An 18,128-nucleotide genomic window follows, 5' to 3' on the forward strand; every position below is an offset into this window, starting at 1 on the left:
ATATGAAACATTATTTTTATTTAGAGATTGACGAATCTTTATCTTTAGTTCAGCCAACGTTATCTATGGCACATGAACTTTTCGAAGTGATTGATTCAGATCGGAAACACTTACGAAAATTCCTTGATTTTGTTGATGCTACAACATCTTTTGAACAACAAGAGCAATATATCAAGATGAAATTAGAAGGCTATATCAATGAAACCGATCGTTTATTTCTAATTGCTTTTGACCAGAATATAATTGGCTGTATTGATTTACATTTTATTGATACCAATAATAAAAAAGCTGAACTTGGCTACTGGCTTCATTCGTCTCAAACCAATAAAGGTATTATGTCAAAAGTAGTGAAAAAAGTTTGTGCGATTGCTTTTGAAGATATGGGATTAAATAAATTAAGTATTCGAGCTGATACTGAAAATAAAGCCAGTAATGCAGTTGCAGTAAAAAATGGCTTCTCTTTCGTTGGAACAGATAAATCAGATATTATTATGTATGATAAGTTTAGAGATTTAAATAAATATTCTCTTTTAAAAACAGATTTTAGCTGAAATAATAGCCCGAGTAAGTCGTCGGTTGACACTTACTCGGGCTATTATTTCACAATTAAAACTCTTCTCTAGGCGATAACGAAGCGAACTTATTGAACTCTTTAATGAATAACAGTTCCACAGTCCCACGGGCACCACTACGGTTTTTCTCGATGATAACCTCAATCACGTTGTCGATTTCCGGTTCTTCACGTGCACCATCCTCGCCTTCTTCACCACGATCATAGTAATCATCGCGATAAAGAAAAGCTACGATATCCGCATCTTGCTCAATAGATCCAGACTCACGAATATCACTCAAAACGGGACGTTTATCCTGACGTTGTTCCACTCCACGAGATAATTGAGACAAGGCAATAACAGGAACTTTTAATTCCTTCGCCAATTTCTTTAATTGACGAGAGATTTCAGATACTTCTTGTTGACGACTTTCACGACCGGTTCCCTCAATCAATTGTAGGTAATCGATCAAAATCAAGCCTAAATTACCGCGTTCTTGCGCTAATTTACGACATTTTGCTCGAATTTCTGTAATTTTAATACCAGGCGTATCATCAATATAGATTTGCGCTCTAGATAAACTACCCATTGCAATAATTAGATTTTGCCATTCTTCTTCTGATAACTGACCCGTACGTAAATGGCCGGCTTCAATCGAACCTTCTGCACAAAGCATCCGATTCACTAATGATTCGGCCCCCATTTCCAAACTAAAAATAGCAACCGATCGATCCGTTTTAGTTCCGATATTTTGCGCTATATTTAAAGCGAAGGCTGTTTTCCCTACGGCTGGCCGGGCAGCTAAAATAATCAATTCTTCTGCTTGTAATCCAGCAGTCATTTTATCTAAAGCAGGATACCCTGTAGGTAATCCCGTGATTTCTTCATCATTTTGATACAGTTGATCAATGTTGGCAATCGATGTATTCAAAACATCTGCGATCGACAAAAAGCCGCTGCGATTTCTTTTTTCTGAAACTTCTAAAATGCTACGCTCTGCATCATCTAGTATTGTTTCAACATCTTCACCTTGTTCAAAACCTTTGGTAACAATCTCTGTAGCGGTTTGAATCAAATTGCGAAGCAATGATTTTTGTTCAACAATTTTCGCATAGTAAACGATGTTCGCAGCCGTCGGCACAGCCAACGCCAAATCTGATAGATAACTCAGACCACCGACATCTTCTAATAAATTTTCTTGCTCCAAGCGATCTTTGATCGTGATCACATCAATTGCTTCATTTCGATCATTCAAGGTAAGCATAGTCTGAAAAATCAATTGATGATTACGGCGATAAAAGTCTTTGGGTTCTATGTATTCTAAAGCATCGATAATGACCTCAGCATCTAAAAAAACCGACCCTAAAACGGCCTGCTCTGCCTCCATACTTTGCGGCGGTACTCGATCTTGCCATACTTCATTCATTTTTTTCTCTCCTAATATCTTCGAGATAGAAACAGCGAAATTTCTATGGTGCTCAACTAGTAAATTCAATTTGATCGAATTCGCTTACTTCTTTCTCACCGTTTGTTCCGACCTATTCAGTCTTTCTATTTTAACAAGAAATAAGAGAAAAGTATAGCTGTATGATATCCTAGCAAACACTATTTCAACGCTCAAACTAAACGAACATTAAGTTGTTTTTTTTAATTCTATATGATACTATTTATGACAATAAGAAGAGTTTTCAGAATATTTTTTCTATTCTCTTTATAAAAATCGATTATGAAAGGAACTTTATAGAATGTCCATTATTCACTTTATAGGCAACACACCCATGGTCAAATTAATTAATCCATATGGGGAAAATGCTGGATCAGTATTTGTAAAGCTAGAAGAATTTAATCCTGGAGGCAGTGTTAAATCTAGAGTAGGCATCAAGATGATCGAAGATGCAGAACGTCAGGAATTTATTCAACCAGGTGATACGTTACTAGAACCCACTGGTGGTAATACTGGACTAGGATTGGCCTTAGCAGCTTCTCTTAAGGGATACAAGTTAGTTTTGACTATTCCTGATAATTTCAGTCAAGAAAAAATCAATGTTTTGAAGCAATATGGTGCTCAAGTTATCCTAGCCGATCACAGACTGGGAAATGACTGTCACATAATAAAAGCCAAGGAAATCAAAAAAAACAACACTCATTATAAATGTCTAAATCAATTTGAAAATCCATCTAATCCAGAAGCCCATTATTTATTTACTGGACCAGAAATACTTGCTTCCATGCAAAATGATATCCACTGTTTTGTTTCAGTAATTGGTAGCGGAGGTACCATCATGGGTGTTGGGAAAAAATTAAAAGAACATATTAAAAATATTTCTATTATTGGCGTACAGCCTGAAGGTTGTGACATTTTAAATAATAAATATGTTCCGCATAAAATCCAAGCCACAGCTGTTGGAAAAGTTGGTACATTCTTTGATCACACATTAATAGATTCTATGATTGACGTTAATTATGGTGATGTACAAAAAACAAGACAGTATCTAGCAAAAAAACAAGGGCTATTTGTTGGTATATCATCAGGTGCAAATATCTTAGCTGCATTCGAATTATCTAAAAATTATCATAGCAATCAAAAAATTGTGACAATCGCTCCTGATAGTGGGAAAAGTTATATATAATTTATTTTTACAGAAAAGAGATGAATAAAATGAAAGACTCTATAGTACAAAAAGTAAATAGGATTCTTATCCTATTTAAAATAAATTTAAACCTAAAAGACTTAAATGTTATCGTTGCTCTAGCCGAAGGCGATTTAAATAGCTTTTCTCAAAAAGATCCTAGTAGCAAAGGAGACAAAAAAAAGTTAATAGATACCAGTATTTCTTATGAAGCTGTCTTACATTATAGACTTGCTCATTACCTGTATTTAAGTGGAAACCAATCGCTCGCAAAAAAGATTTCCGAATTTGCTAAACTTTTATCCAATATTGAAATTCATCCAGCAGCAAAAATCGGAAAAAACTTTGTTTTAGATCATGGTACTGGAACAGTTATTGGTGAAACCTGTATAATCGGTGATAATTGCTACTTTTTGCAAAATGTAATACTTGGAGCCAATGAAATAGCTACAAATAAAAACGAAGCTAGACATCCCATTATTGGCAATAATGTAGAAATTGGTGGTTTTTGTAAACTTTTTGGTCGTATAAAGATAGGCGACAATGTAAAAATTAGTCCCAATGCTATTATAAAACAAGATATTCCCAAAGATTCTAAAGTTATTGTCTCCTCCGTCTTTCAAATTGAACGTAACATAAATAAAAGTAATTTGCTTTATACAGGTTATTGGCCAGATAAAAATAACATCACTATTTTTCTTATTGGAAAAGACTTGAGAAAATTTAAGAAAATCGAATGTTATCAGATTAATCAATTATTACCAATAAGCAGTATCGAAAAAAATAAAATAATAATTCATTCTGGAATATCTAAACTATCATCTTTAAAATTAGTCTTTTGGGATACATCAGATAGACAAAATGAATTTATTATTACAGATTTGAGGAGTTAAATATGAGAACTATCGAACGTAAAAATGAGCTTAGATATATTTTACTAATCTTCCTTGCAATTTGTTTTCTTGCAACTGGTGGTATATTTGTGAAAATGAGCACATTACCGCCAATTAATACAGCTTTTTATCGTGTACTTTTCTCTATCCCCTTTCTACTTCCTTTTTCTGCAAAGCAAGCAAGAAAACTTACAAGAAAACAAGGAATCATTATTATTATAGCTGGAATTTTTTTGGCCTTAGATTTAATTTTATGGAATATTTCATTTAAATATACTACCGTAGCTAACGCAAACTTATTTGCTAATCTGACACCCTTTACAGTAATACCTATCTCTTATTTTATTTTTAAAGAAAAAATTAATAAACAGTTTCTATTGGGAGCTGTCATAACTTTACTAGGTGTTGTCGTTTTACTGTCCGGAAAAATATCACCCAACTTCGTTTATACTATGAAAGGAGATGGGCTTGCTTTATTAACATCTATTTTTTATTCAGGCTTTTTATTAACTGTTTACAAGCTTAGAGAACGTATAAATACTAATGTTATTATGCTAGTCAGCACAATTGGCAGTTTGGCAGTTTTAAGCATAGCAATGTACTTCACTGAAGGTTTTCATTTTCCAAAAACATTAAATGAGCTATTACCATTAGTTGGCTTAGCATTGATTTCACAAATATTCGGTCAAGGTCTGTTATCTTACTGTTTAGGAAATGTGAATGCTACAATATCCTCAATCATTACTTTAACTCAACCTGTTGTTGCAGCTGTCTACTCTTTCTTTATATTCAGCGAGCATCTTACTCTAAATGAAATTATCGGCATTTTTATAACATTAACTGGTGTTTACTACGCAAAAAAGATTCCTAAAAAGAGAAATGGAGCCTTAGAATATGATGAAAACTGAAAAATTATATTACCAAAATTCTTTTCAAACAGATTGTTTAGCTACCATTATTAAAGTTGATGAAAAAGGGATTATCACAGATCGAACTGTTGCATTTCCAGAAGGTGGTGGTCAAATCGGTGACAAAGGTTGGCTTGTAACAAATGACAAATCCATTACTTTTAACGATACAAAAAAAGGACTCGGAAAACCCCTAGTAATCCCTGATTTTCCACTTATTCAAGTCGATACTCCAATTTACCATCACGTTGAACGAAGTACTTTACCAGATTTTACGGTTGGTGATACTATACAAATAAAGCTAGACATCAATCATAGAATTAAAACCACTCTTCATCACACTGCTATTCATTTGGCATTGATGGCTGCAATAGAAGTTCGACCTGATATTACAAAATATATTAAAGGTTGTAAAATTGAAACCAACTCTGCTCGATTAGACTTTTCATCTTCAAATAAGTTTTCTGAAGACGACATAGTAAAAATAAATCAAAAAGTTGAATTTTTACTAGTATCTTCTTTTCCAATAGAAACAACGATGCACAATGGAATTGAGGATGCATGGGATTGGAAATGTGATTCATTTGAAATTCCTTGCGGTGGTATGCATGTAAAAAATACAAATCAGTTATCAAAAATAACAGTTCGAAGAAAAACAAAAGGAAAGAATACCGAAAGATTGATTGCCGTTGTTGATGATTGGTCTCTTTGTAAAGAAGATTATGTAACAGAAGCTGATATACTGATTAACTAAAAAGTAATATAGTTTACACGAACAAGGAGAGCAGAGCCACTAAAAAATAGTGGCTCTGCTCTCCTTGTTTAGTTGATATCTAGATTAACAGATAACTTAATTAATTATTCTTCAACAACGTGAACTTTGATCGTCGCAGTCACTTCGTGATGTAATTTCACTGGAACTTTTGTAAAACCTAAGGCACGAATTGGTTGTGACAGCTCGATCTTGCGTTTATCTAATTTAACGTTATATTGCTTGTTTAAGGCCTCGGCAATTTGTTTTGAAGGAATAGACCCAAAGAGACGTCCATCTTCCCCAGCCTTCGCTTTAAGCTCTACAACAGTCTCTTCTTTTTCTAAAAACTCTTGCATTTTTTTAGCTTCTGCCAATACTTCTGCATCATGCTTGTCTTGTGCTTTTTTTTGACCAGCAAGAGCACTGATGTTGCCTTTATTTGCCTCTTTAGCAAATCCATTTTTAATTAGGAAGTTTTGGGCATACCCAGCAGGTACTTCCTTCACTTCACCTTTTTTTCCTTTGCCTTTGACATCTTGTAAAAAAATAACTTTCATACTATTATTCCTCCTTATTTAAAAACTGAGAGAGCTTTTTCTGTGAAGCTAGATACCATTAAAAACATGACTAGCTTATGGAGCTGGATCATACATTATATCTATATTTTGATGAATCACTTTCAGCAGTTGCTCTTTTACCTCAGCTACTGTTTCATTAGATAATTGTACCGCAGCATTAGTAAAATGACCACCTCCACCAAGATTTTCCATAATTAGTTGGACGTTTATTGACCCATTACTTCGTGCACTGATCCCAATTTGTTTATCTGTTCGTTTAGTTATGACAAATGCTGCGTTGATTCCGACCATTGATAACAATGTATCTGCAGTTTTAGCTGCCGTGACACTATCGTATTCTTTGTCTTCACTACCTGTAACGATAACTGTATCTGGAGTAACATATTCACTTTTAGCAATCAAGCTGTTCATTTCCAAGTAACTTGTTAAATCTGAACTCAGTAGATATTGTACTAAAGATGAATCGGCACCACAAGTTCTCAAATAGCTAGCCACGTCAAATGTACGTGCTGTAGTCCGAACACTGAAACTCTTGGTATCGACAACGATACCAGCTAGTAGCAACGTAGCTTCGAGTTTGTCTAAACGTTTTTGTGCGTTACTTTGATACTCGATCAATTCCGTCACTAGCTCTGATGCAGATGATGCAGATGATTCGATATACGTAAGCAATGGTTTCACTGGGAATTCATCGCCACGCCGATGATGATCAATGATCACAACTTTATCAAATTGTTCGTATAACTCTTGTGAGATCGAAAGCGAGGGCTTGTGGTAATCAACCATGATCAACAAACTACTGTCTGTTTTTCTTTTCATTGCTTCTTTTGGTGTAATGATTTGCTTAGCCTGTTCAGGATACTTCTCCAACTCGGTCATCACTCGTTCAACATCGGGAATACTTTCCCTTTTATCTAAGACAACCCATGCTTCTTTATTGTGAAATCCAGCTAATCGAGCCATCCCAAAGGCCGAACCAATTGCATCCATATCTGGAAAACGATGCCCCATGATATAAACATCTGATGATTCAGATAAAATCCCACGAATCGCGGTGCTCATTGCACGAGAACGAACACGCGTTCTCTTGGCTACAGATGCTGATCGTCCACCATAAAAGAGTGGTTTAGCATTATCTTTCGCCTCTTTCACAACAACTTGATCTCCACCTCTGACTAAAGCTGTATCTAAATTCGTTTGAGCTGTATTTCCTGTTTGACTTAGCGTTTCGCCACCATAGGAGATTCCCATACTTAGTGTGATCGCTATTTCTCTTGTGCTAGATTCTTTTCTGATATTATCTAAAATTTGAAATTTTGATTCCATCATCTTTTTTACATCTTCTAACTGTGCAATAAAAAAATACCGTTCAGCATTTAGTCGTTTATAAAAAACATGATATTCATCCATCCAATCAGAAACCATTGTAGTAATAAAACTATTTAAGTACGATATCTCTTTTTCGTCCATATTATCGGTAATATCATCATAATTATCAACTGAAACAATCCCAATAGCTGTCTGCATTTCTATTTTCTCATGGTACAAGTTACTCTCTTCTGTAATATCTTTAAAAGTAATTGTATTTTGACTTGTGTCAATATTAAAGCGATAAACATGCTCACCAACTTTAAATATGTCCTTGCCTTTTTCAGCTAGTGATACATATGTCTGGATTAATTCTGGACTAATAAGTGTTTGTCCATCTTTCCGAAAAATAGCTTCTGCAAAAGGATTTAACCACTTCGCTTCTTTGGTAGTAGAATCATAATTTATGATCCCTACAGATACTTCGTTGAAAGCATAATCCAACGACTTTTCTGCAATCGAACTGGCTTCTCTAATTTTTTCTGTATTCGATATTTCAATTTTTTTGACCAAATAGAAAATTCGATTGATCAGTATAAAGTTGAGTATCAATAATCCAGCTAAAATTAAATATTTATTAGATATGAAGAACAATAGCATTACTTCTAATAAAAAGAGAACGAATACAACCCCTAAAATCCGCTTCACTCTATTTTCTTTCATTATAATGACTCCCCCATTATTCTGCAGATAAGGTTATTTTAGCATAAAAAAGGAATTTCTGCGAACCTCAAAATGTTCCACGTGAAACATTTCGAGGCAAATTATGTACTCTAATAAAGAATAATAAAAAAAATAATAAAAAAAGGATCAAAGAACTAGTTCTTTGATCCTTCATAATTCTATATTATTGCTCTTCACCAACAAATGGTAATAGGCCCATGATACGTGCGCGTTTGATTGCAATTGTTAATTTGCGTTGGTTCTTAGCACCTGTACCTGTTACACGACGTGGCAAAATTTTTCCACGTTCAGAAATGAATTTTTTTAGTAACTCAATATCTTTATAGTCAATATACTCAATATGGTTTGCTGCAATATAATCAACTTTACGGCGTTTACGTCCGCCTCTTCTTTGTTGTGCCATTCTTATTCCCTCCTATCAAATTCGTTTAGAATGGTAAATCATCATCTGAAATGTCAATAGTCGAACCTGAACCACTGAATGGGTCAGAATCTCTATCAAAATCAGGCATACCGTTATTACTAGACTGAGAGGATGATTGATTAAAATTGTTTTGTCCTGAAAAATTATTATTCTGTGGTTGTTGGAAACTTCCGCCACCAGCATTGTAACTTGGTGTCGAATCTGATCCTTCTGTTGTTTGTCTTTGTTCTGATGCAGAACGAGACTCTAACAACTGGAAATTCTCACATACAACTTCAGTCACGTAAACACGTTGACCTTGTTGATTCTCGTAATTTCTAGTTTGAATGCGACCAGTTACGCCTAATAATGTACCTTTACGCGCATAGTTTGCCATTGTTTCAGCAGGTTTACGCCAAATCACACAGTTAATAAAATCTGCTTCACGATTTCCATTTGCATTCGTAAAGTTCCGGTTTACCGCTAGAGTAAATGTCGCAACTGCCGAACCACTAGATGTATATCGTAAATCGGGATCTTTTGTTAGTCTTCCAACTAATACAACGTTGTTAATCATTTAAACATCTCCTTTCGTCAATCCAAATGTTTCACGTGAAACAATTGGTTATGCTTCTTCCTTGATAATCATGTGACGGATAATATCGTCATTGATTTTAGCAAGACGATCAAATTCATTGATTGCTCCTGCAGTTGATGGAGAAGATACTTTAACGATATGATAGATGCCTTCACGGAATCCGTTCATTTCATATGCTAAGCGGCGTTTTTCCCAATCTTTTGATTCGATAACTTCTGCTCCGTTATCTTTCAAGATTGTATCGAAACGTTCTACTAAAGCAGTTTTTGCTTCTTCATCAATGTTCGGACGAATGATGTACATAACTTCATAATTCGTAACTTGACTCATTGATTTTCACCTCCCTATGGACTTTAGGCTCTTAGTTTGCTAAGAGCAAGGAGAGTTATCTAAAATATATAGACTACTCACAAGGCTTCATTATACAGCTAAAAGCTGATAAAATCAAGTGTTCTTAGCAATTTTTGATCTTTTTTTAGCAATCTTTTTTTCTCTCAGGTCTTACTTTAAATATACGTACAAATTCGCTTTTTTCATTTTTTTTGCTATTGATTTAGGTTATTTATTTTTCATGATATACTATCCTTGTTTGAAATTACACAAATACTTTAATGTAGTTTGAAAGGATGCTGTTACCTTGAATCAATTGTTAGAATACCAACCGCTAAACTTATACACAAACTATCTTAAGGCGGCACTTAATGCCCCTGAAACTGCCATTGTTCACGATGAACCATTGCCAGCTTTTCCTGAACTTGGAACAAATTACACCTACCAATTAAGTCACGAGGCGATTTTGAACCGTTCCTATCAATTAGCCAGTTTAGGAGTCCAGGCAGAAGATAAAATCATTATTTTCAAAAGCTCAAAATTTGATACGTATTTGTTAGCCGTTGCTGCTTCATATTTAGGTGCTGTTCCAGTAATGATTTCTTATCATTTTCCAACTGAAACGATTGAAGTTTTTGTAGATCGTTTGGAAAATCCGTTTATCCTATTTGATGATGAAACCGCAGAAAAAATAGCAAAAGTAAAAAATAGTACACCAGACAAACAGATTTCAGTTACTAGACTTTTGCAAGCTCCTGCGAACAAAGTTTCTCAAGTGGAATTACCTAAAGATACGATTGCATATATGACACATACTTCTGGGACAACTGGCATTCCTAAACTAATTTGTCATTCTGCTAATTCGATGGGGTGGCGTACAAAATGGCAAAAAACAATTTTCACAAAAATCGCTGAGAAAAAAATGGTTGGATTCCATATTTCACCCGTTCACTCTCGTTTTAATATTGGCATCTCTTCTTTGATGGCAATGGGTTTCCCACTGATGCCATTATCGATATCAAATAGTGATTCTGTTGCGGAAATGCTCTTAAAACATGAACCGATTGCTCTTGAGACTCATCCAAATAATTTCGTTCAGTGGACTTCTTTGGCAAAAAGACAACCCGAAGCTTTCGCAAGTATTCGTTATTACCATTCTACTTTTGATGCAATCAACAATGCCACGATGGCTAGCTTCTTAAAAGCTTCAGAAAAAAATGAGCCAATTTTTCTTCAAGTTTATGGACAAAGTGAATGTGGTCCAATGATTTTGAAGGCTCATACCTTAGAATCCCTAAAAACATCTGATGCTCGTGATATGGGGGTTGGCTTAGAAGGATTGACCGAAGCTCGAATCGCAGATAAAGAAGGCAATGTTTTACCGGCTTTGACAGATGGTCATATCCAATTTTTATCTAAAGGACGTGCATTAACATACTATAAAGAAGATAATCGTTTTCAAGCAACGGTTTTCGGTCCTTGGTGGGACAGTGGTGATTATGGTTTTATGGATGAAAATGGCCATTTATTCTTGAAAGACCGTCAAGTAGATTTGATTGAAAAAGTCGATAGTAATTTAGCAATTGAAGATCATTTGTTGGATGCACTAGATTTTCTTCAAGAAGTGATTATCGTCAGAGCAAAAAATAATTCTCCTCAACCAATCTTGGCTGTTGATCCAAAACAAGGGATGGACTGGGATGCTTGGTGGGAACAAGTCACTGATTTACCTCATTTAAACAAACCAATTATTATGGATTGGGACGAAATTCCTCGTACAGCTACGATGAAAGTCCAACGATTACAAATTGAAAAAGCTCTGAAGGAAGAATAACTCTCATAACTAAAAAGAATCACAGACAAATGTTTCCTTTTGCCTGTGATTCTTTTTAGTTAGTAGATATTGTTTCGTAGAGTCCATATTTCGCTAACGCTTCTTTAGATAAAGTAACACCGATCCCTAGCCCATCAGGTACAGCAATCTCGCCGTTTTCAATCACAAAAGGGTTCGTAATGATATCCTCATAATAATAACGATCTGAAGCTGAAATGTCTCCTGGAAATGTAAAGACTTTTTGTGAGGCAAACTGTAAGTTTAACGCTCTTCCAACACCCGATTCAAACATTCCACCTAACCATACCTGAAGATTTTTTTCTTTACAGAAACCGACTATTTTCAATGCTTCCGTTATGCCGCCTACTCTGGGAATTTTTAAATTGATGCTTCGACAGCTTCCAAGAGCATACGCTAATTCGCAATCTTTAAGGGTTCGAATATTTTCATCTAAACAGATATCTGTTTTTATTTCTTTTTGCAATTGTGCGTGGTCTAAAAAATCATTTGCAGCAAAAGGTTGTTCAATCATTGCTAAGTCGTAATCATCAAATTGCTTCAAATGCGACATGTCATTAATGGTATACGCTGAATTAGCATCTACCATCAATGTTAAGTCAGGAAATCTATGACGAATTGCTTCGATTGGTTTTAAATCATAACCCGGACGGATTTTCAATTTGATTCTTTGATAACCAAGTGCCACATACTGAGTAATTTGAGTGACCAATTTGGTTAGATCAGTTTGAATTCCCACACTGACACCAACTGGGATTTGGGTTCGAGTATCCTCAAAATATGTTTTTAGGCTCTTTCCTTCCCGTTTGGCGTATAAGTCCCAGATAGCCGTCTCAAGACTGGATTTAGCCATATAATTGCCTTTTACTTCATCAAAAAGCAGTGCTATTTCTTTAGGATGTCGAATATCTACATCTTTCAACAAAGGAATCAGATAGTTTTCAATCATGATTCGTGCAGTCTCGATTGTCTCTTCTATGTAATCTGGTTGCTCAAAAGGAACAAGTTCTCCTATCCCTTGATTCCCCTGATCATCCGTCACCACCAAAATATCAAACGCTTTTTCTGTTAACTGACCATAACTTGTTTCAAAGGGAATCCGTAAAGGTAATCGAACACGATAACGATCAATGCGATGAATTTCCATCAGTATCTCCTCCTTATTCTAAAAATGTAGTGTTTATGTCAGACAAATTTAGCTAAAAAAGAATAAATAATTTTTTCAAATGTGGAGGGCTTCTCTAAATGAACACAGTGGCCTACATCATCTACGATTTCAATTGTTAGATTTGGTTGCTTTTCTTTCATCTCTATAGCGATTTGTTGAAACTTTGGATCAAGCGCTCCTACAATCAGCAATATCGGCACATGTATGTTGTGTAACTCTTGCCAAAGTGAAGGCTGAACCCCTGTCCCCATAAACCATAAACTGCACGCAAGCCCAAAACTTTGCTGCGCTAATCGCTCTTGCCGAATCGCTTTTTGAACGTGAAGCGTTAGTCTTTTTTGACTATCAAAAAGAGGCAGTTTCTCCCATTTATTAACAAAGTCGTCGATAGGATGACTCATGATAAAACTAGCTAAATATTCATCTGATTGTTTGCGTCTCAAGCGAGCTGTCGCACTTTCTAACCCAGGAGAACCGCTTTCTAAGATCAATTGCTGCACTTTTTGAGGATATAGATAAGTAAATACTAAAGCTGCTCTAGCCCCCATTGAATAGCCCAATAAGACAAAGTATTCGATGCCTAGTTGTTTAGTCAATAAAGCAATATCTTGACATAAACAGTCTATTTGATAGCGGTATGGATGGACATAACAATCCGTTTTTCCATGCCCAATCAAATCAATCACTAGAATGTTGAAATCGGTCATTTCTTGAAAAACTGAAACAAATGTCTGACTGCTGCCGGTAAACCCATGGAAGCAAACCAATGTTGAGCGGTCTGCTTGATAGCCAGAAAGCCATTCATAATAGTAATTTACGCCGTTTACATTACTTTTCATAATCTATCCCAAAGATTTCTCTCAAACTTTTTACAACTTTCTCGTACAACAACACGTTGTCTTGACGATCACCAACTACTTCAATAAGCTGAAATTTTGGCTGTTTCTTCGTCTTTTCTAATAAGCAATCCAGTTGCTCCAAACTTACAGCTTTCACATATTCCGCATCATATAATTGCGCCACTAAAGAAAAATCTAAATCAATCGGGGTACCGAAAATGGGCTCAAAATCATCTGTCTCCAACTGACGTTGTGACAGAAAAGAAAAAATACCACCGCCATTATTATTCAATAAAACAATCGTTAAGGGTAATTTGTATCGTTTTGCGAGTAACAGACCATTCATATCATGATACATAGCCAAATCACCAATCAATAATATATTCTGGCGATCAGGATTTATCGCACACATTCCTAACGCAGTTGACACAATACCATCGATCCCATTTATACCTCGATTACCGAACAACTGATAGACATTATTTTCAGCGCTAGCAAATCGATCTAAAAAGCGGATAGCATTGCTATTCGAAACAAACAATTGCCCATCTTCCGCCATTTTTTCATGGACAAGAACACTAGCTGATGTTTCATTTAATGTGTTCATTTCACTAAATTCTTTTAATAATTGTTCTGTCGCTTTTTGCCAATTGATCCATTGATTTCGCCAAGAAACAGATGTCTGTACTTTGATTTTATTTAGGAGCATTTGAACAAAAGTTTGTTCTTCTACTTGAATTGCCGTCTGAACTTGCTTTAGTTGATCTTGCCACTCACCTGTTTCATCAATAAAATAAATCATTGTTTCATCTTCATTCAGTGATTGTAACCAAAACATCGTATTTTTTGAAATAGGAAGCATACCAAAGCGAACAACAACTTCTGGTCGGTGGTTCATGTCTACTTCTTGGATAAATAAATCCGCACAGCTCATGATCAGCGGACTAGTCTTACTATTAGATGTAATATTGGCTAATGGATCACTAATGATCGGCCAGTTCAATGTTTCTGCTAATTCAATAAATAATCCAGCTTCTTCTGGCGTATGACTGCCACCCACCACTAAAACCCCTTTTTTTCCCTGCCAGGCATTGGCACACATCATTAATTGTGATTCGGACAATTGTTTTTTTCCTACAATGACTTCTGTTGTTTTTTCAGCAAGCATTGGATGCGTCAAATCAGGTAATAGTGGCTCTCTTAATGGAAAATTCAAATGAATAGGCCCTTTTGGTGTTTGGCAAGCTGTATCTGTCGCCCGCATTCCTTGCCAATAGGAATAGTCCAACATTGTTTTGCTTCCTTCTGGAATTGCCATTTCTATGAATAGTTTTACATGACCTTGAAATAAATGAAATTGATCCATGGCTTGTGGTGCACCAACTTGTCTTAATTCATGCGGTCGATCGGTTGTAAGAACGAGCAATGGAATATGACTAGCGTAAGCTTCACAAACCGCTGGATAATAATTTGCTGCTGCTGTTCCTGATGTACATAATAAAACAACAGGTTTGCCACTCGTTTTGCTTAATCCTAAGGCAAAAAAAGCAGCCGAGCGTTCATCTACCTCGATAAAGGTCTCAATCTTTTCCTGACGGTGTAACAATAAGGCTAATGGAGTAGAACGAGAACCTGGGCTGATTACAGCTTGTACTACGCCATTACTGATCATTCCTTCAACAAAAGCGTGTAAATAGTTGGTCATTTCACTTTGACTTGTCATACTCATCCCCACCTATTCCTCTTAACATCGGTTGAAACTTGATTTTTGTTTCGATTCTTTCTTGTTCTGCTTGTGAATCTTTAACAATGCCACACCCCGCATACAAGTAGCCAATATTGCCAGACAATACAGCAGAACGAATTCCCACGGCAAATTCTCCTATATCCTCTTTAATAGCGACCCATCCGATTGGCGCGCCATATAACCCTCGATCTAGCTGTTCATGTTCTTTGAGCCATTCCATAGCCAATTCTTTAGGTTCCCCACCTAATGCAGGCGTTGGATGTAACTGCTTGATTCCTTGCAAGAAGCGATATTCTTTTTGTCTTTTCCCTACAATCGGTAAGTATAAATGCTGAATATCTCGATTTTTTAATAACTGTGGTTTTTGTGTCTGAATCAAAGTTCCAGTCATCGCTTCCAATTCTTTGACAATTCTATCCACGACTATCCTATGCTCCTGCTTATTCTTCCTATCATTCAATAAATAATTACCCAAAGATTCGTCCTCAGTTTGCGTTGTTCCACGTGAAACAGACCCTGCTATACTAGCTGTTGAAAAGGTCGTTTTAGACGCTTTTAGTAAGCGTTCTGGTGTAGCTCCGATAAATATATGATCCTTTGATTCCAAAACAAAAAAATAAGTATTTGTCTGTTGGCGCTGCAGATTTTTTAAAATAACATCTGCTTGAAAAGGACTGTTACTTTTTACCTTCATCCGTCGTGCTAAAACAACCTTCTCTAATGGTCCTGCTTCTTTGAGCTTCTTCACCGTTTCGTCAACAACCGTCAACCATTGAGCTACAGCGACTTCCTCTGTTTTAATTTGTGTACTGTCTTGATTTTTTACTAGTGTAGTCGTCATTATTTCAACAAATTCTGAAGTCAGCTCTAGCCATTTTTTGTGCAATATTTCTTTATTTTCAGCGCTGAAGTTCATTGTAAGATAGACTTTTCCAGCTGTTTCTGTTAGTAAAAAAACGGGTAAATAAAATAAACCTTGCGCCAAACTGCCCCAATCATTTTGCTTCGTTTGCTTATCGTCAAAGGCAAAACCACCAAATAAAATAGCCCCCGTTCCTGTAATAGAACAGTTTTGATAAATTTTTTCTTTTTCTTCTAAAATAAAACGATCTACTTGTTCAAATGAAGCAAGATCATGCACTAATTCTTTTTCTTTGCCAAATCCGACTAGCGTAAAGTTTTTTTCCGGCGTTTGCCAATAAAATCGTTCACCTTTAAATACATTTTGTCCCTTCATAAAAGAAGTACGCAAAGAATCTGTCTTTTCATTTATTTCTTTGACCCAGCTAAATTGACGATAACCTTTTTCATAGGCTTGTTCTAATCCTTTAGGAATGCTCATTTGCTTAAAAAAGCCTCCCTTTCTCTTGTTGTTAAGCGATGTTTTGCTAATTTACCGCTAGCTGTTTTTGGTAGTGAATGGCATAAATAGAGCTGTTTAGGTAGTTTGTATTTTGCTAAATAGTGTTTAGCAAATTCATTGATTTTTTCTAAAGTGACTGTCGATTCTCCCACAATATAAGCGACTGGAACAGCGCCCCATTTTACATCGGCTTCACCAACGACGGCAACTTCTTTTACCCCTGGAAACTCTTGAATTACATGTTCGATTTCTGTGGGGTAAATATTTTCACCACCTGAAATAATCAACTCACTCAAGCGACTGACTAAGTATAAATAGCCTTCTTCGTCCAAATACCCCATATCACCTGTTTTAAACCAATCATCTGTCGTCCATTTGACAGCTTGCCATTGTGTACCATTTAGATAATTATGAACGACATTTTTCCCTTTTAATAAGATTTCTCCCACTTGATTCTTCTGCAGTGGTTTCTCTTGGTCATCAACGATTTTGATTTGCATCCCTAAGAGTGGCTTGCCTGCAGAACCAATCTTCGCTGTGGCATCTTCAAAACTCAAAGCAACCACTTGGGAACAGGTTTCAGTCATACCATAGGATTGGATCACCGGAATCCCATAGCTTTCACATTTTTCTAGTGCTTTAGGTGAAATTGGTCCGCCACCAAGCAGCATTGCCTTAAAATTTGAGCTATAGCCTTGTTTAGGATAATTTTCCAGTAACTCTTGCAGCATAATCGCCACCACAGAAATCACGGTCCCCCGACCATCGGCTAGATCATTTGTTACTATTTTTGCATCAAATTTACTATATAAACGGAAACTACAACCCAGCACTAATTGGCGCATAATGATCGACAACCCGCTAATGTGAAATAAAGGAACTGGACAAAGCCAGCAATCTTCACTTGTAATGTTCATATTTTTTTGTGTTGCCAAAGCACTAGCCAAATGATTACTAAAACATTGCACGACGCCTTTAGGATTTCCTGTCGTACCTGAAGTGTACATGATCGAAGCCGTAGCATTAAGTTGATAGATAGAGTCTATTTCTGCTTCTATAGCTGCTCCAGTCCCATCTGGCTCTATCATTTCAATTAGCGTTAATTGATCCAATTCAATTAAAAATGGCAAGCTTTCAGTAGAAACCACCACCAGCTTCACCTTTGCATCGGTCAATTGGTAGTGGAGTTCCTGCAAGCTTAAATGTGTATTTAATAAAACTAGCTCTTTACCTAATTCCCACAAAGCTAATATTGAAAAATACATTTCTTTTGAATTACGGCTAAATAGCGCAACTCGTTTTTCTTTATTTGGTATCTTTAGCGAAAACGCTGCTGTCCATCGTTTGACTTCTTGAGCGACCTCAGCAAAAGACCATGCTTCATCCTGCCAGTAAAAAGCAGGATGATCCGGTCTTTCATTCACTTGTTTTTGCAGCCAACTACTCATGTTATTCACCCTTT

17 protein-coding genes are annotated in these 18,128 nt (G+C 36.0%); 6 read left to right on the plus strand and 11 right to left on the minus strand.

What is annotated here, in order from left to right; all coding sequences use genetic code 11:
* Positions 1-2: 2 nt before the first annotated feature.
* On the plus strand, positions 3-551 hold the full coding sequence (locus IGJ50_RS16145) for a GNAT family N-acetyltransferase (protein WP_207121792.1): 549 nt from the start codon (positions 3-5) through the stop codon (positions 549-551).
* Positions 552-606: 55 nt separating this feature from the next.
* On the opposite strand, the gene dnaB is transcribed toward IGJ50_RS16145, so the two are convergent.
* Positions 607-1,977 (minus strand): replicative DNA helicase, encoded by a 1,371-nt coding sequence (gene dnaB, locus IGJ50_RS16150; RefSeq protein ID WP_010766608.1) that lies wholly within the window; start codon positions 1,975-1,977, stop codon positions 607-609.
* A gap of 319 nt (positions 1,978-2,296) precedes the next feature.
* Between dnaB and IGJ50_RS16155 the strand changes: the two genes are divergently transcribed.
* Genes IGJ50_RS16155 through IGJ50_RS16170 form a run of 4 tightly spaced genes read left to right on the plus strand, consistent with a single transcriptional unit; the run spans position 2,297 to position 5,736 of the window.
* Positions 2,297-3,181, plus strand: coding sequence for a PLP-dependent cysteine synthase family protein (locus IGJ50_RS16155; protein ID WP_429951452.1), 885 nt, complete (start codon positions 2,297-2,299; stop codon positions 3,179-3,181).
* A 29-nt stretch (positions 3,182-3,210) separates the two neighbouring features.
* On the plus strand, positions 3,211-4,074 hold the full coding sequence (locus tag IGJ50_RS16160; RefSeq protein ID WP_429951455.1) for a serine O-acetyltransferase: 864 nt from the start codon (positions 3,211-3,213) through the stop codon (positions 4,072-4,074).
* 2 nt (positions 4,075-4,076) lie between these two features.
* Positions 4,077-4,982, plus strand: coding sequence for a DMT family transporter (locus IGJ50_RS16165; RefSeq protein ID WP_429951457.1), 906 nt, complete (start codon positions 4,077-4,079; stop codon positions 4,980-4,982).
* Positions 4,969-5,736, plus strand: a complete 768-nt coding sequence (locus IGJ50_RS16170; protein ID WP_429951459.1) for a hypothetical protein — start codon at positions 4,969-4,971, stop codon at positions 5,734-5,736. The genes IGJ50_RS16165 and IGJ50_RS16170 overlap by 14 nt, the downstream gene beginning before the upstream one ends.
* A 104-nt stretch (positions 5,737-5,840) precedes the next feature.
* On the opposite strand, the gene rplI is transcribed toward IGJ50_RS16170, so the two are convergent.
* The 5 genes from rplI to rpsF form a co-directional block, all read right to left on the minus strand.
* The gene (rplI, locus tag IGJ50_RS16175; protein WP_429951461.1) at positions 5,841-6,293 is read right to left on the minus strand and encodes a 50S ribosomal protein L9; all 453 of its coding nucleotides are present in this window, start codon (positions 6,291-6,293) and stop codon (positions 5,841-5,843) included.
* 75 nt (positions 6,294-6,368) lie between these two features.
* Complete coding sequence (locus IGJ50_RS16180) at positions 6,369-8,345, minus strand: DHH family phosphoesterase (protein ID WP_429951463.1); 1,977 nt, start codon at positions 8,343-8,345, stop codon at positions 6,369-6,371.
* 184 nt (positions 8,346-8,529) lie between these two features.
* On the minus strand, positions 8,530-8,769 hold the full coding sequence (gene rpsR / locus IGJ50_RS16185) for a 30S ribosomal protein S18 (protein WP_010762117.1): 240 nt from the start codon (positions 8,767-8,769) through the stop codon (positions 8,530-8,532).
* Positions 8,770-8,794: 25 nt separating this feature from the next.
* Positions 8,795-9,346 carry a single-stranded DNA-binding protein gene (gene ssb, locus IGJ50_RS16190; RefSeq protein WP_069640118.1) on the minus strand — a complete coding sequence of 184 codons (552 nt, stop codon included), beginning with the start codon at positions 9,344-9,346 and terminating at the stop codon, positions 8,795-8,797.
* A 48-nt stretch (positions 9,347-9,394) separates the two neighbouring features.
* Entirely contained in the window at positions 9,395-9,697 is a 303-nt protein-coding gene (rpsF, locus tag IGJ50_RS16195; RefSeq protein WP_010762119.1) for a 30S ribosomal protein S6, read from the minus strand.
* A 307-nt stretch (positions 9,698-10,004) separates the two neighbouring features.
* On the opposite strand from rpsF, the gene IGJ50_RS16200 reads away from it, so the two are divergent.
* Positions 10,005-11,531, plus strand: a complete 1,527-nt coding sequence (locus tag IGJ50_RS16200) for an AMP-binding protein (RefSeq protein WP_429951465.1) — start codon at positions 10,005-10,007, stop codon at positions 11,529-11,531.
* 55 nt (positions 11,532-11,586) lie between these two features.
* On the opposite strand, the gene menC is transcribed toward IGJ50_RS16200, so the two are convergent.
* The 5 genes from menC to IGJ50_RS16225 are packed head-to-tail and all read right to left on the minus strand — an operon-like array spanning position 11,587 to position 18,114.
* Positions 11,587-12,696 carry an o-succinylbenzoate synthase gene (menC, locus tag IGJ50_RS16205; RefSeq protein WP_429951466.1) on the minus strand — a complete coding sequence of 370 codons (1,110 nt, stop codon included), beginning with the start codon at positions 12,694-12,696 and terminating at the stop codon, positions 11,587-11,589.
* 38 nt (positions 12,697-12,734) lie between these two features.
* Entirely contained in the window at positions 12,735-13,556 is an 822-nt protein-coding gene (gene menH / locus IGJ50_RS16210) for a 2-succinyl-6-hydroxy-2,4-cyclohexadiene-1-carboxylate synthase (protein WP_429951468.1), read from the minus strand.
* Complete coding sequence (menD, locus tag IGJ50_RS16215) at positions 13,546-15,279, minus strand: 2-succinyl-5-enolpyruvyl-6-hydroxy-3-cyclohexene-1-carboxylic-acid synthase (RefSeq protein WP_429951469.1); 1,734 nt, start codon at positions 15,277-15,279, stop codon at positions 13,546-13,548. The genes menH and menD overlap by 11 nt, the downstream gene beginning before the upstream one ends.
* The gene (locus tag IGJ50_RS16220) at positions 15,263-16,645 is read right to left on the minus strand and encodes an isochorismate synthase (RefSeq protein WP_429951471.1); all 1,383 of its coding nucleotides are present in this window, start codon (positions 16,643-16,645) and stop codon (positions 15,263-15,265) included. The genes menD and IGJ50_RS16220 overlap by 17 nt, the downstream gene beginning before the upstream one ends.
* Complete coding sequence (locus IGJ50_RS16225) at positions 16,642-18,114, minus strand: o-succinylbenzoate--CoA ligase (RefSeq protein ID WP_429951473.1); 1,473 nt, start codon at positions 18,112-18,114, stop codon at positions 16,642-16,644. Before IGJ50_RS16225 ends, IGJ50_RS16220 begins: the two co-directional genes overlap by 4 nt.
* Between the last annotated feature and the right edge of the window lie 14 nt (positions 18,115-18,128).

Source organism: Enterococcus sp. AZ101, from assembly GCF_050499005.1.
GTDB classification, from domain to species: domain Bacteria; phylum Bacillota; class Bacilli; order Lactobacillales; family Enterococcaceae; genus Enterococcus_L; species Enterococcus_L ureilyticus.

Coding starts and splice junctions, on each gene's coding strand:
- IGJ50_RS16160 (WP_429951455.1), top strand. CDS start 3,211: ATGAAAGACTCTATAGTACAAAAAGTAAATAGGATTCTTATCCTATTT.
- IGJ50_RS16165 (WP_429951457.1), top strand. CDS start 4,077: ATGAGAACTATCGAACGTAAAAATGAGCTTAGATATATTTTACTAATC.
- menD (WP_429951469.1), bottom strand. CDS start 15,279: ATGACAAGTCAAAGTGAAATGACCAACTATTTACACGCTTTTGTTGAA.
- IGJ50_RS16170 (WP_429951459.1), top strand. CDS start 4,969: ATGATGAAAACTGAAAAATTATATTACCAAAATTCTTTTCAAACAGAT.
- rpsF (WP_010762119.1), bottom strand. CDS start 9,697: ATGAGTCAAGTTACGAATTATGAAGTTATGTACATCATTCGTCCGAAC.
- IGJ50_RS16220 (WP_429951471.1), bottom strand. CDS start 16,645: ATGAGCATTCCTAAAGGATTAGAACAAGCCTATGAAAAAGGTTATCGT.
- menH (WP_429951468.1), bottom strand. CDS start 13,556: ATGAAAAGTAATGTAAACGGCGTAAATTACTATTATGAATGGCTTTCT.
- rpsR (WP_010762117.1), bottom strand. CDS start 8,769: ATGGCACAACAAAGAAGAGGCGGACGTAAACGCCGTAAAGTTGATTAT.
- ssb (WP_069640118.1), bottom strand. CDS start 9,346: ATGATTAACAACGTTGTATTAGTTGGAAGACTAACAAAAGATCCCGAT.
- IGJ50_RS16145 (WP_207121792.1), top strand. CDS start 3: ATGAAACATTATTTTTATTTAGAGATTGACGAATCTTTATCTTTAGTT.
- menC (WP_429951466.1), bottom strand. CDS start 12,696: ATGGAAATTCATCGCATTGATCGTTATCGTGTTCGATTACCTTTACGG.
- IGJ50_RS16155 (WP_429951452.1), top strand. CDS start 2,297: ATGTCCATTATTCACTTTATAGGCAACACACCCATGGTCAAATTAATT.
- IGJ50_RS16180 (WP_429951463.1), bottom strand. CDS start 8,345: ATGAAAGAAAATAGAGTGAAGCGGATTTTAGGGGTTGTATTCGTTCTC.
- dnaB (WP_010766608.1), bottom strand. CDS start 1,977: ATGAATGAAGTATGGCAAGATCGAGTACCGCCGCAAAGTATGGAGGCA.
- rplI (WP_429951461.1), bottom strand. CDS start 6,293: ATGAAAGTTATTTTTTTACAAGATGTCAAAGGCAAAGGAAAAAAAGGT.
- IGJ50_RS16225 (WP_429951473.1), bottom strand. CDS start 18,114: ATGAGTAGTTGGCTGCAAAAACAAGTGAATGAAAGACCGGATCATCCT.